Source organism: Butyrivibrio sp. DSM 10294 (genome assembly GCF_028539135.1).
Classification (GTDB): domain Bacteria; phylum Bacillota; class Clostridia; order Lachnospirales; family Lachnospiraceae; genus Butyrivibrio.
Window position 1 is genome coordinate 1 of sequence record NZ_JANSWL010000043.1, and the last position, 13,662, is coordinate 13,662.

A 13,662-nucleotide genomic window follows, 5' to 3' on the forward strand; every position below is an offset into this window, starting at 1 on the left:
GGGATACTACATCCCCAGCGGATACAATGAGCAGTATGTTCCTCAGATCAACTTCAACACTGTTGATGAAGTTATGAAGATCTGCTACCAGAACGGCCTTAAGATGAGAGCTCATACTCTTGTATGGCACTCACAGACACCTAGCTGGTTCTTCAGAAACGGCTATTCAGGAAACGGCGGCTTTGTAAATTCTTCCACAATGGACAAGCGTCTTGAGATGTATGTTAAGACCGTTATGAACCACGTATACAACAACCAGTACGGCTCTGTTGTTTATGCATGGGATGTATGTAACGAGATCCTTCACGCTCAGAACTCCGGTTGGGAAGCAGTTTACGGCAGCAACAAGACCAACGCTACATATGTAAAGAAGGCATTTAACTACGCTTATGAGACACTTGAGTACTTCAAGCTCACTAACTCAGTTAGCCTCTTCTACAACGATTACAACACATACATGGAAGTAAACGATGTAATCAAGCTTGTTAACTACATCAACCAGGGTAAGAAGGTTTGCTCAGGTGTTGGTATGCAGTCACACCTTGGAACCAACTATCCTTCAACTGATTACTATCTCCAGGCTCTTAACTCATTCCTCAGAGCAGGCTTTGAGGTTCAGATCACAGAGCTTGATATCACCAACAAGGGTGACAGCGATATGGCTAACTACTCTTACAACCTCTTCAAGGGCATCAACCAGGCCAAGAAGAACGGCGGTAAGATTACAGGTATCACATGGTGGGGACTTTCAGATCAGACAACATGGATAAGCAACTCTGCTCCTCTTCTTTTCTCAAGACCCGGTCAGCCCAAGCAGGCTTACAACAAGGTTATCCAGGCTTACACAGAGACCTTCGGTCAGCCTACAGCAGGCGGCGGATCAAACACACCTGTAGTTGATCCTCAGCCCACACCTACTCCTACACCGGATCCCGAGCCCGAACCCGAGCCCACTCCTGTAGTTGAGACAGCAACCATCTCCGACGGTTGGTACTATGTAAAGAATCCTCTTTCACAGAAGTACCTCACAGTTGACGCAGACAATGCAGACGGCTGGAAGAGCGTTGTTATCAAGACAGGCAGCGGCGTACGTGCACAGAAGTGGTATGTAACAAACGTTGGTGATGGCTACATCACACTTAAGAACGGTCTTGGCGATGTTAACCTTGACCTTGCAAACGGCGAGACAGACAACGGAACAGACGTAGGTATCTACCAGGCTTACGGCGGAACAGCTCAGCAGTTCGTTGTTCTCACAACAGCAAATGCAGGCTACTACAACATCGGAACCAAGGCTACATCAGGTGCTAAGGTACTCGACATCTATGAGAAGAAGACAGCAGACGGCACTAACGTAGTACAGTGGGCAGCTAACGGCGGCAACAACCAGCTCTGGCAGTTCGAGAAGGCAGAAGCTCCTTCATCATCTTCAGAGACTGTAGTTACTCCCGATCCTGAGCCTACACCCGATCCAGAGCCTACTCCGGAGCCCGATCCCGAGCCTGTTGTAGTTGAAGGCGGACTTGAGCTTCAGTACTCAGTTAACAGCTGGGGCGGCGGCTACCAGGTAACCTGGAAGATCGTCAACAACTCTGGCAGCGCTGTTAACGGATGGACACTCAAAGTTAACAAGAACCAGGTTAACATCGGTTCTTCCTGGAATGTAAATGTTAAGACCAGCGGCAATTACTATGTAATTACTCCTGTTTCATGGAACTCCTACATTCCTGCAGGCGGATCAGTTGAGTTCGGTTCACTTGGCAGCGGCCAGGCCAACAGCTCAATCGATTACACCCTTGAGTAATACAACCCCGTAACTTAATGACGCCGGGAAGTACATTTCGTACTTCCCGGCTTTTTTTGTATTGGCTACCAGGACGGAAGAGAAGGGATAATGAGAGGCGGAAAAGCGCTGGGGACTGGGGAGAACGGGCGGCAAAGTCACCGTGAAAACGCTGGTTTTCGTGCGCCTCCTGATTCTCTAAGACTCGATGTCAAAGGGATGTCTCCTACTCATGCCTATTCGTGGACAGTCGCCATCCCTTCGCCCTCTCGTCTTGATAATCATGTCGTCGTACAAGAACTGCACGTTTTCCCGCTGCCTTCGCCGCCCATTCTCCCCCGTCCCCAGCGCTTTTCCGCCCCTCATTATCCCATCTTTACGCCCAGCAACAAAGATATCTATCACAAGCCATGTAAATCCGCTATCCATTGAATGTACCTTCCTGGCGAAGGCCCCGCCCACAATCCTTTTACATCGTTTTCTCGAATAAAAATTAAGCAAACACAACACGTCATTACGTGCTAGTACTTCTCATGACTTCAAATTACTTATTATCACTTATTAGTACCTGCTAGTACTTGCTAATACTTGTTATTACGTATAATTACAGGTTTTTTACTGAGAAGACGTAGTCCATTTTTTTCATTACGTCTGAATTGACCGTTTCTTGTATTTGACGTAGTCCTAGAAAATTCAATTAAGTCTATTCTGTATAAAACGCGAAAATGGCGTAATTCGCAATATACCTCCCACCAATACAAGATTAGAATTACGCCTCTGGCTAAAAAAGTGTTGTCCAGACGTAATGTAAAACCACAATTCCAATTGACGCTACGTCTCCTCCGATAAAAAGTCATTATAGACGTAAGCCAAAAAATGGACTACGTCTTATTTCAAGAATCCATTATGTAGACGTAAATCGCCCTCTTATTATCGATATCATATATGCGCAATATCGCGTAATGCCAATACATTATCAACATGTGAGAGTATTCCACTATTTGACCCACAATACATACATGAAATCCAAACAAAATAATAGCACAAAACTTTTTCATTCATTTCATAGCTACCAAACCTCCTCGCAAAATGGTAGCATACACCCATAAAAAGGGCAGCGCATCAATCATCATGATGTACTGCCCTTCATTTATATCATTGTGATCTAGTAGCATCGATTCAGCAAAAGCCGCTACATACAACCTCACAGCTTCAATCCCATATGCTTCATCAGATTTCGAGCTTATAGAGTTTGATTCCGGAATCTTCCCTGTAATCATCATAGGGCATTTTCCAGCCCCTCTTGCAGGTTACAACAAACAGATTACCTGACTCATCGAAGTAGTAATTTTCGATGGATTCTTTGAACTTAGCGTGGTACTGGAGCTTAAGGTTGTCATTAAGGATGCAGATCATCTTGTCCATGATAACGGCAACCATTGCTTTACCGGCTTTATTTCTGCATAGGTGGCAGGCATAGAGCTTTTGCTTAAGCTTAGCGGGGAGCTCACTGATCTCGCTAATTTTCTTCTTGCCTAGGTCTATAGAATAGCCGCCGGCAAAGATAAGATTCTTCTCCCGTATGTAGACACATCCGCCCCAGATCGATTCGAAATCAAAGGAGCTCTTGATGGGGAACTGTTCAGTGCGCTTAAGCACATAGTCATGTCCGAAGTAATCTACCCTTAAATAGCTCTGAGCTTCCTTAATGTCAGTGACCATCATGATCCTTACGATTTCCTCTGAGTCGGCATAGAAATGATCAAGCTTTCTGCAGTCGTAGCCCATATCATGCAGCTGGTCAGGAGTTGGTTCGAATTCCCGCTCTTTTCTGAGGGGCTTGTAATAATCCCCTTCTCTGACAAGATATTTGGCTTCACACTGGGAGTAAGTTACGAGTCCCTCGGGTCCCTCTACCTTCAGATCATCGCATTGGAGCTGTATCTGATATTTGGGAAAAACGCGCTTATCCACGGGCACAAGTATCCGATCCCTGTAGCTATCGCAGGCATCGCCTTGGGCTATATAGCCGATAGAATCGGTATCATCATAGACAGACAGGGTCTCCGGGTAAAAAGGTGTCTGCCGGTGATAAACAAATCCCTTGATATTCTTCATGGTAGACAGCGATTCCAGATCCATTCTTATGTCGTGACTCTTCTCAAATCTAGGCTCCTGCTCCTGAATCAGCTGATAGCAGTGCAAATGCCCTCTGTCCAGTGTCCCGTCATCCTCATGCCTCATCATGGAGAAAATGCCGTTTTCATAGTCATAGAAGCCACCCAGCACACCGGATACCTCTTGAAGGAGCTGCGCTTCTTTCTTGTCACCCAGTGCCCCTTTCTTGGCCTTTGGAGCAGTGGTATATTGCTTGATCACGGCATTCCCGGTTAACTCAGTGACTTTCAGAACCCCCTCATCAAACATCCTTTTATCGAGGAAAAGAGGTATCTCACTTAGTGCGCAAAGTAATTCGATAACCTTGCGTGCATCAGCCTCTGTCGTAATGATCTTCTTAAAGGCCTTAGCTGCCTTATCATCCAGCCCAAGGCCATTTATTATGTTCGGAAGGCCGCTCTTTTTGCAAAAGCCGTTATCCAGCAGATACTCGCCCTTCTTGGCTCCTGCCTCAAATACTGTCAGCTCAAATGCAGAGTCATCAAGATAGCACAGGGAAATTGCGGTTCCCTCTACTGCTGCAGATACTGCCTTTGCTGCTTTTTTGATTGCCATAGGTTCGGGAATGTCATCCTCCTGGACTATGGTGTCCCATTCCTTGGATGCCTTAACGATTGTCAGGTTCTTCCCGGGTTTATATTCTATTCCTTTCGGATTAAATACGTTGATGTTACAAAATGTCGTTCCCAATACTGTCTCCTGGTCTAAAAAATTTTGTCTTCTGCCTCGGATCAACGTTTGAGCATCCTTCTTCCTTGCCCCGTAAGGCGCTCACGGAGTTTCTTCTCATTCAGTCCTTTGCCGATGAATACACATTGGCAGTTGTCGTCTGGGGAGGCGGCTATGGCATAGAGCTTGTCTGCCAGGTCAAACCTCAGCACCTCCGAGCCCACCCAGAGCGTTCCCTTGGCGCGGCTTACGAGGCCGAATTCGCCGTGTAAACAGTCCTCAAGGAGCTGGATAAGTTCGCCGTAGTTGTGGAAGCCTGCGGTATCGATGCTGACCTGGGATAAGGCCTCTGTGTCTTTTCCTGAGTCGGTGCTCTCCCCTGTATTTGAACCGTTGCCTTTAACTGCGCCATCTCCTACGTCTGTCCTAGCTCCTGCACCTACACCGGCTCCTGCACTCGTACTTGCTCCTACACCTATACCAGCGCCTGCACCTACACCGGCTCCTGTACTCGTACTAGCTCCTACACCTATACTAGCGCCTGCATCTACACCGGCTCCTGTACTCGTACTTGCTCCTACACCTATACTAGCTCCTGCACCTACACCGGCTCCTGCACCTGTACTGACACATCCAGCCGTACCTTGTCCCGCAACGCCACCACCGGCTTCAAGGATATCTCTCCACCAATCCTCATCCATCTTGCTGTAATGCCTGTCTGTCACCTTGGCCTTCGGATTGATCTTAAGTATCTCCTCTGTAACCGCCTTCAGCTCCTCATCGTCTGTATTCTCGCACTTAGAAAAAACAACCTTCCCCGCATTCGCAACCTGATCTGCGTACAGCTCAGGCCACTCCTTCATGTTACTTCTAAAATTCGAAGGCGACAGCACAACTACCGGCTCCAGAAGGTAATTCACCCTGCCAAGGATGGGTTTTAGATTCTCAATGATACTACTGAGCCGCCCCACACCTGTGGGTTCTATGATCAGATATTCCGGACTTAGAGAAGAAAAGATTGCCAGCACCGAATTCACAAAGCTGTCCTTCATCGTACAGCATACGCACCCTTCCATGAACTCCAGGACCTTCAGTTCTTCTTTTTTGCCCGAATCCTCAGCCGTCTTCTGAAGCTCAAGAGAGTCCAGATTGTTGGCACCATATTCATTTTCCAATATGACGGGACGCTTGTCCGTCCTCTTAATAAGTTCCTTGATAAAGGTGGTCTTCCCCGCCCCAAGGAACCCAGAAATCAGCAAAATCTGCATATTGTCACCCGGTAACCAGCGGAATCCTGTACAGCTTCACCTTATCCCTGGGTCTTAGATCATAGCTGCATCCCAGAGCCAGAATATGGTCTGAAGTAATAACAAGGATATTGTCTTCATCATCGATCATTTTGGCAATTATGCTACCCTTAACACTTTTGGACAGCAGAAGCTTGTAATCCGTATCATAAACAAAGAAAGCCCTTGATGACTGGACAATCAGAACCTGCCACTCAAAATGTGTTTAAATATTCTTAAACACATCGAGAAATTGAAACCCTCACGGGTAGTTCTTACTGCTTCAACGTATATGTTTTGGCGATTGCAAGCAATACGCTACTCACAAGTTCTTGTACACTCCACAGTCGTTAATTCCCGAAATTAGCCTTCGGTACATACTTACATTTGCTTTAATTATGCAATGTTGTAAGTTACAGCATCTCTTAGATTAAGGCTTGCGTTGAAATCTCTATCTTCAACATAACCACATTCACATTTGTAGATTCTATCTGAAAGTTTTAAGTCTTTCTTGATTGAACCACAGCAGTGACATAGTTTAGATGATGGATAAAATCTATCTACGACTCTTAATTTAATACCATTATCATCACATTTGATTTTTAGTTTAGTTCTAAATTCATGAAACTTCTGTGATGCAACAGCTTTTGAAAGATGTCTGTTCTTCATTATTCCTGATACATTCAAATCTTCAATAGTTATATAAGATGGCTTGGTTTTCACTATCTCTGCTATTGTTTTATTGATGTAATCAGTACGGATATTGTCTATCCTATGATGGAGTTTCTGTACTTTGAGCTTTTGTTTTTGTATATTTGCTCTCTGAGTGGACTCTCCTTTCTTTAAATTCTCATACTTACGTGAGAGACATCGTTGTTCTCTACGCAGTTGTTTCTCCAGTTTCTTTATTCTGACTGACTTATTTATGTTTTTATAAATCTTACCATTTGAAGCTATTGCAAAATCTTTAAGTCCGAGATCTATTCCTATACCTTCATTTGCATTATTGGTAATTTCAGTGTCCGGAATTTCTACAAGAGCTGATACATAGTATCTACCTGCTTTTATAGAAACAGTTCCGCTTTTGATTACATAGCCATCTTTAGTCGTTGGAATATAACCTTTTTCTTTTAGTCTCACCCACCCAAGAGTAGGTATATTGATGCGGTGTCTTTCACAAAGACAATCCTTCGGATTATTTTTTACAAAATACATTTTTACATCAGATTTACCCTTTTTCTTGAACTTAGGGAACTTACTTTGCCCCTTGAAGAATCGTGTAAATGCTACACAACCGTCCTCAATAGATTTCTTAACTGATTTAGAACTTACTTCCTTAATCCACAGATAATCAGAATTATTTAGAAGGTATTCGTTGTTCAGCCATACGCTAAAACTTTTACCAGACATAAACTTTTGACCAGTATCATGCAGTTCTTTATTGTGAGTAAGATAAAAGTTATAGACATATCTACAAGTCCCGATAGTCTTATTGATTTTAGTCTTTTGTTCCAATGTCGGATTTATTTCCGTCTTGAAGCTCTTTAGCAATTTCTTCATCCTCCTTTATTTGTTTCTTATACTTACGAAGTCCATACAGTCTGCAAGAGAATACATGAAGAATTGAAACAATATCCTGCACAAGTTCTTCTTGTGGTGATAGTTCTTCATTGTTTACTACCACTATAGTTGTATTAAACTTCATACAGAATTTTTCAAACCAATCATAGCCAAACCTAATGAATCTGTCCTTGTGAGTGACTATGATAGTCTTGATTTTTTGTTCCATAACTTCATCTAATAGTGCATTCCATTGTTTACGGTTATAATTAAGCCCGCTACCATAATCTTCAATGCATTGATCTACAATAATACCTTTGCCATTACAAAACTGTCGTAAAAATGATATTTGGTTTTGTAAATCGTCTTTTTGATTTCTTGTAGATACTCTGGCATAAATAACTGTTTTGCGAGTATCACTTTCAAGATTAATACCTCTGAATTGAAGATATTGGTCGTAAGTGTAATAACGCCTGTCAGTTGGAGTTCGATTTGCTTTTAAAGTACCTTCCCTATCCCAACGTTGTAATGTTTTGACGGAAACGCCTAGCAGTTCAGCAAAATCTTTTGGTTTGTAATTTGTGATATTTGATGTGTTCATACCATACACTCCTTTGAGCATATTTAAACACATTTAATCACATTTGACAATGTTCTTAATTACTTAATTTTCCTCCTCGAGCCTTATATTTTTCGTCCTATTTTATTCCGGCTTTCTTAATACTACGACACGCTCTCTTTTTCCCTTGTCCGCCTTGTATGATATGTTGTAACCTGCGGTCAGCTCCTCTATTTCCGCCCAGTCATAGGGACGAAACAGCATGCCACCGCGGCTCTCACAAGTATACTCCATCGTACCGTCTTCTAAAAGCCTGTGCTCTTCATTAAAATCATCTTCCTCGGGAATATCAAACGAGACCATCACAAGGCCTCCGGGTCTTGTGATTCGAAATAACTCTGCCAGCGCTCTTTTGGCATCTGCCGCCGTCAGATGATCCAGCACCGCATGGGCCACAACTCCGTCAAAAGAGGCGTCCTCATACCCCGTATCCAATATGCTCGCCGGCTTGACCTGAGCATCTGGGTACCTATACTTCTGAAGCGCCTCAGTCGTGATTCTCACCGCAGTCTCGGATATATCAAAGCCCGACACCCTGAATCCATTTGAAGCAAAAGCAAGACAGTACGCACCAAACCCGCATGCTGCGTCGCAGACGGAGGCTATACCGTTTTGTTTAAAAAAATCGATTTCAGGGGTGGATAGGCGATTGTAGCCTTCGAGGTATTTGAATAGGTCGGAGGCATTCTCTTCCTGCCAGCACCGGTTCCAGTATGATTCATAGTCGTGTTGCATAGGTTGTTGCTCCTTGATGCTTATCTGATTGTTCTGCATATGATGTGCAGAGTGTGATCATGATTGCTGTAATTTTGCAATATTCCTGACTTCAATAGCAAGGACAATACTGAATATTACCTCCGTCAATACAAACATTCCCGCCAGAACCATTGCAGAAAAGAGGTGTCCCACTATCAGTGCCATAATCGGAAGGAATATAGCAACTACTCTGTATGCAGGAGATTTATACAACCACGAATATGGCAGTAGATGTGCTCCGAAAACCATGCCATACACCATCACCATTTTTTCCGGAACAGCGCTGAATACCCACATGACGATCAGAATATACAGAAACTGATTCAAAGTGAATAATAATCCCAGATTTGCCAGCGGATTCTTCTTGGAAAACAAATCCACCTTAATGATCTTGCCCGCCAGCATCGCCAGCGGCATCAACGGACAGGAGCAGCAGAACACCAGCATATTCCTGGTCCTTAACGGCATCTCCAGACAGGTAACAATCAGTATCAGCAGCCATATGACCACTGATGCCAGGATGAAAGGAAGTCCTTTCTTTTGTTCTTTTGCTATGTCGGTTCGTAATTCTTCAATGTTCATTGTGCCTTACCTCGCTAGTAAATAAATTAATGAAAATCACCATAGGTGAATTTCATTTATCCCCACGCCTTACACTAGAACAGCTCCGGCTCTTCCTACCTAGGGGCCGGGAGCCCGGACTGATGCAATTAAATATTTGTCTTTAGCTCCGCGATGATGATTTATGAGCGTTTCAGACAGACAGTTCGTCGAGTGTTCTGAACAGGGTGAAATGAGACGGACTGGCTGGATGAAATGCCATAAATCACTGAACGAAGGTGACAAATATTTAATTGTATCAGTCCGGGATCCCGGTCCCAAGCCAGAAAGAACCGGAGCGTCCGTGTAGCCAAACTTTATGGCTGATTATCAAGAATAACTACAGGTTTGATCAGCTCTGCAGGCTTATCCTTCATAAGCTGCAGCGCCTCAGGAATGTGCTCCCATCCATGGAATACATGCGTAGAAAGCTTGCTCACATCCAGCCTTCCTGATGAGATAAGTGCTCCCAGCTTCTCCATACGAAGTCTTCCGCCGGGCATCAGGCCGCCTGCGATCTGCTTGTGTCCCATACCAACGCCCCACTCAACACGAGGGATTGTGATATAGTCGCCGCTTCCCAGGTAATTAACGTTACCGATCTTGCCGCCGGGCTTAAGAGCCTTAACAGCTGATTCAAAGGTCTGTACTCCGCCGCCTGCAACAACGACTCTGTCAACGCCTACGCCGCCGGTCATCTCAAGAACCTGATCCTCGATGGTTCCGTTCTTGTAGCTGATGAACTCGTCTGCACCGTAGAACTTGGCAGCCTCTACGCATTTAGGACGTGTGCCTACTGCGATGATGCGGGATGCGCCGCGAAGACGTGCTCCTGCAACGCTCATAAGACCAACAGGTCCTATACCGATAACCAGAACTGTGTCACCGAACTGAACATCTGCCAGCTCTACGCCGTGGAATCCGGTAGGAACCATATCTGACAGCATGCAGGCATCCTCAAGGGTCATTCCCTCGGGCATGTGTGCCAGGTTACCGTCTGCATCGTTTACATGGAAAAATTCGGAATCAAGACCGTCCTTGAAATTAGAGAACTTCCAGCCGGCCAGCATTCCGTTTGAATGCATTGAATATCCTGCCTGAGCTTCCAGTGAATTCCAGTCAGGTGTGATGGCGGGAACAAGAACCTTGTCGCCGGGTTTGAAGTCTTTGACCATACTGCCGACTTCAACAACTTCAGCGCAACCCTCGTGACCGAGGATCATGTTGTGACGATCGCCTACAGCGCCTTCCCAGACTGTGTGAACGTCAGAAGTGCAGATAGCGATTGCCAGAGGACGACAGATGGCGTCCATGGGTCCGCAGGCGGGGCGTTCTTTTTCGATCCAGCCGACTTCGCCGATTTTGAGCATTGCAAAACCTTTCATATCTTTACCTTCTCCTTTATAAAATTTTTTTATTCCCCAATAGATTGTGATAAAGACATTATAACGTAGAGGGCAGCTCCCTGTCATCAGGATTCCGCCCTCAAATATGCACAAAATAGCGGTTTTCGCCATGTCTAAAGTAACCAATTGACATGACTTTCAGCTAAAAAAATATCAAGATTCCAGTACAATTTTTTCCATAATAACAGGAACCCGGCACTTCAATTTCCCGGGATATTTCACCTCGATATAATCCCTGAACTTGGCAGGGTCCTCGGAGTTGTCCGCGAACATGTCAAAATGCCCCGGAATAACCAGCTTGGTCCCTATCTCGCCGGCCAAATCCGCCGCCTCCTGATAGGTCATGTTGCCGATGCAGTTGTTGCTGTAACGCACCGCATCACGGCCGTTTATGGGAAGAAGCGCCGCATCCATCCTGCCAAAGCTCTTCACCGCCGGTAGCATTCCCTCATACCTGACCGTATCTCCCGCGTGATATATCTTGATCCCACCGCATTCCACAATGTACTGCAGATAGGGATACAGCCCCGTCGCCTCGTCCTTGTCCGGAAACTCATGGGCCGCCGGAATCGCATGAATAATGAAATCGCCTATTCTCACCGATTCCTCCGCATTGATCCCCACGGCATTTTCAGGCTTCACGCCGTCTTCCAGCACCGATTTTTCATGGGCTTTGGGAAAAACGAACTTCGCCTTCGGACATTTTTTTGCCCAGATTTTCCAAGCCTCGTGGTCGATGTGGTCCAGATGGTCATGAGTTCCAAGAAAAGCATCCACCCCCGTGACCTCCTTAGCAGGAATCGGCGGCTGCACCTGCCTCTCCTTCGTCGGCGTTGCAAAATAATCTATCATTATCGTGGTATTTGCTGACTTCAGCACAAGCCCCATCTGGCCCATCCACCACAGGGCAACACTTCCCGGTTTCACTACAGTACTTGCAATTTCCTTCATCTTATTGCCTCCTTGCTAAATCGTAGAAGTAGTTTCATACCTTTGCTCCCCGGTCCACTTTACATGCTTGCCTTGAAGATCTCCAACATTGCTGCCTCGTCCAGAACCTTGGCTGAGCCCTTGGCGCCGCCGACGCCTACGGCGCACTTATGGGCCATGTCCTTAAGCTCGTCCTCGGTGGGCTGAACTCCCAGTTCTCGGAGGTTTGTGGGCATCTCGATGCTTCTGTAGAAATCCTCCATGGCCTCAATGCCGCGAAGTGCGATCTCTTCGTCTGTTCCTGTGTTCTCCACCTCCATGACATTCAGTGCGAACTTCTTGAATCTGTGGAGACAGTTTTTGTATACGTATCTTGCCCAGCTGCCCCAGATCGCCGCAAGACCGGCGCCGTGGGCAACGTCATAGAGGCCGCCCAGCTCGTGCTCCATCTTGTGGGTCATCCAGTCGCCGCCGTCGTTGCCGCAGCCTGTAAGACCGTTGTGGGACAGGCTTCCGGCCCACATTACTTCGGCGCGGGCATCGTAGTTCTTGGGATCCTTGTAGAGGATGAGAGCGTTCTTTTTTACCGTGCGAAGAAGTCCCTCAGCCAGGGCATCGGTGATCTCCATGTTTCCGCCGTTTGTAAAATATCTCTCCATCGTGTGCATCATAATATCCGTGCAGCCGCAGGCAGTCTGATAATCCGGAAGAGTCATGGTCAGCTCAGGATTCATGATGGCAAATTTAGCACGGCTATAATCACTGTTGCATCCCCTCTTAACAAGGCCCTCCTCCTTGGTGATAACGGAGGAATCGCTCATCTCGCTCCCTGTTGCGGCGATTGTCAGAATAACGCCAAGGGGCAGGCATGCAGCCGGCTTTCTCTTGTAATCGTAGAAATCCCAGACGTCACCCTCGTTGGCAACGCCGTAGCCAATTGCCTTGGCAGAGTCGATAGCGCTACCGCCGCCAACTGCCAGAAGGAAGTCCACATTTTCTTTTTTGCACAGCTCTATTCCTTCATATACAAGGCTAAGACGAGGATTGGGCACAGCGCCGCCCAGCGTCACATAGCTGATTTCCGCTGCATCCAGAGTATCGGTGACTTTCTTAAGAAGTCCCGAGCGGACAACGCTGCCTCCGCCGTAATGTATAAGGACCTTGGTTCCGCCAAACTCTTCTATGAGCTCGGCGACTTTTGCCTCAGTGTTTTTGCCGAAGACAACCTTGGTCGGTGTAAAATATTTAAAATCAAACATTCTATAACCCTCCTATATTCCCGATTTATAACAAATCATATTTATATGATATACGAATTGCTCCATGACTAAAGTCATTTTCGCAATTCTGCAAATATTCGGAAACCGCTAATTTACTGCGTAAATTGCTTATTCCTCATATTTGTTCGGGTCATAAAGTCAAAATGCTTAACATGCAAGCATGTACGCATTTTTGACTTTTGACACCCATATCATTATATTATACTGTCCGGGCGTCGGTTGGCTCGTTATTTTTTGACATGATTCGCTCAGATTTTGGAACAAAAAAGAATGTCGCTTGCGACATGCTCGCGCCGAGCGCGGTTGCTGAAGGCAACATATTCCTATCGCGCGAGTGTGCATCCTTAGCGGAGCGTTTTTTATTTAATAGGAAATTCGGAGGAATTTCCTATTAAATAAAAAAGCACTGCAGCTCTCAGCCACAGTGCTTATTCATCCTTACTTATGTGTCAATATATTATGATATAGGTGCCAAAAGTCATAAATGCGTACATGCTGGCATGTTAAGCATTTTGACTTTATGGCCCAAACAAATATGAGGAATTAGCAATTTACGCAGTAAATTAGCGGTTTCCGAATATTTGTAGAATTGCGA

General features: G+C 45.6%; 11 protein-coding genes. 1 reads left to right on the plus strand and 10 read right to left on the minus strand.

What is annotated here, in order from left to right; all coding sequences use genetic code 11:
- Window positions 1–1,804: endo-1,4-beta-xylanase (locus tag NXH67_RS03625; protein WP_272796431.1), on the plus strand; the 1,804-nt coding region annotated here is incomplete at its 5' end.
- Window positions 1,805–3,013: 1,209 nt separating this feature from the next.
- Here the strand turns inward: NXH67_RS03625 and NXH67_RS03630 are convergent.
- The 10 genes from NXH67_RS03630 to NXH67_RS03675 form a co-directional block, all read right to left on the minus strand.
- On the minus strand, window positions 3,014–4,651 hold the full coding sequence (locus NXH67_RS03630; RefSeq protein WP_272796432.1) for a hypothetical protein: 1,638 nt from the start codon (window positions 4,649–4,651) through the stop codon (window positions 3,014–3,016).
- Window positions 4,652–4,692: 41 nt separating this feature from the next.
- A complete protein-coding gene (locus tag NXH67_RS03635; RefSeq protein WP_272796434.1) occupies window positions 4,693–5,898 on the minus strand; it encodes a GTP-binding protein in 1,206 nt (401 codons plus the stop codon).
- Between the two features lie 4 nt (window positions 5,899–5,902).
- Window positions 5,903–6,028 carry a hypothetical protein gene (locus NXH67_RS03640; RefSeq protein WP_272796435.1) on the minus strand — a complete coding sequence of 42 codons (126 nt, stop codon included), beginning with the start codon at window positions 6,026–6,028 and terminating at the stop codon, window positions 5,903–5,905.
- A 284-nt stretch (window positions 6,029–6,312) separates the two neighbouring features.
- On the minus strand, window positions 6,313–7,476 hold the full coding sequence (locus NXH67_RS03645; protein ID WP_272796436.1) for an RNA-guided endonuclease InsQ/TnpB family protein: 1,164 nt from the start codon (window positions 7,474–7,476) through the stop codon (window positions 6,313–6,315).
- Window positions 7,415–8,062: an IS607 family transposase gene (locus NXH67_RS03650; protein WP_272796440.1), complete on the minus strand. Its 648-nt coding sequence runs from the start codon at window positions 8,060–8,062 to the stop codon at window positions 7,415–7,417. The genes NXH67_RS03645 and NXH67_RS03650 overlap by 62 nt, the downstream gene beginning before the upstream one ends.
- Before the next feature lie 117 nt (window positions 8,063–8,179).
- Window positions 8,180–8,830 (minus strand): class I SAM-dependent methyltransferase, encoded by a 651-nt coding sequence (locus tag NXH67_RS03655; RefSeq protein ID WP_272796437.1) that lies wholly within the window; start codon window positions 8,828–8,830, stop codon window positions 8,180–8,182.
- A gap of 57 nt (window positions 8,831–8,887) precedes the next feature.
- Window positions 8,888–9,433: a DUF7010 family protein gene (locus NXH67_RS03660; RefSeq protein ID WP_272796438.1), complete on the minus strand. Its 546-nt coding sequence runs from the start codon at window positions 9,431–9,433 to the stop codon at window positions 8,888–8,890.
- A gap of 335 nt (window positions 9,434–9,768) precedes the next feature.
- Window positions 9,769–10,836 carry an NAD(P)-dependent alcohol dehydrogenase gene (locus tag NXH67_RS03665; RefSeq protein WP_022780130.1) on the minus strand — a complete coding sequence of 356 codons (1,068 nt, stop codon included), beginning with the start codon at window positions 10,834–10,836 and terminating at the stop codon, window positions 9,769–9,771.
- A gap of 174 nt (window positions 10,837–11,010) precedes the next feature.
- The gene (locus tag NXH67_RS03670) at window positions 11,011–11,808 is read right to left on the minus strand and encodes an MBL fold metallo-hydrolase (protein ID WP_022780129.1); all 798 of its coding nucleotides are present in this window, start codon (window positions 11,806–11,808) and stop codon (window positions 11,011–11,013) included.
- Window positions 11,809–11,867: 59 nt separating this feature from the next.
- Complete coding sequence (locus NXH67_RS03675; protein WP_272796439.1) at window positions 11,868–13,046, minus strand: iron-containing alcohol dehydrogenase; 1,179 nt, start codon at window positions 13,044–13,046, stop codon at window positions 11,868–11,870.
- Between the last annotated feature and the right edge of the window lie 616 nt (window positions 13,047–13,662).

Coding starts and splice junctions, on each gene's coding strand:
- NXH67_RS03635 (WP_272796434.1), bottom strand. CDS start 5,898: ATGCAGATTTTGCTGATTTCTGGGTTCCTTGGGGCGGGGAAGACCACC.
- NXH67_RS03640 (WP_272796435.1), bottom strand. CDS start 6,028: ATGATCGATGATGAAGACAATATCCTTGTTATTACTTCAGACCATATT.
- NXH67_RS03645 (WP_272796436.1), bottom strand. CDS start 7,476: ATGAAGAAATTGCTAAAGAGCTTCAAGACGGAAATAAATCCGACATTG.
- NXH67_RS03655 (WP_272796437.1), bottom strand. CDS start 8,830: ATGCAACACGACTATGAATCATACTGGAACCGGTGCTGGCAGGAAGAG.
- NXH67_RS03660 (WP_272796438.1), bottom strand. CDS start 9,433: ATGAACATTGAAGAATTACGAACCGACATAGCAAAAGAACAAAAGAAA.
- NXH67_RS03665 (WP_022780130.1), bottom strand. CDS start 10,836: ATGAAAGGTTTTGCAATGCTCAAAATCGGCGAAGTCGGCTGGATCGAA.
- NXH67_RS03670 (WP_022780129.1), bottom strand. CDS start 11,808: ATGAAGGAAATTGCAAGTACTGTAGTGAAACCGGGAAGTGTTGCCCTG.
- NXH67_RS03675 (WP_272796439.1), bottom strand. CDS start 13,046: ATGTTTGATTTTAAATATTTTACACCGACCAAGGTTGTCTTCGGCAAA.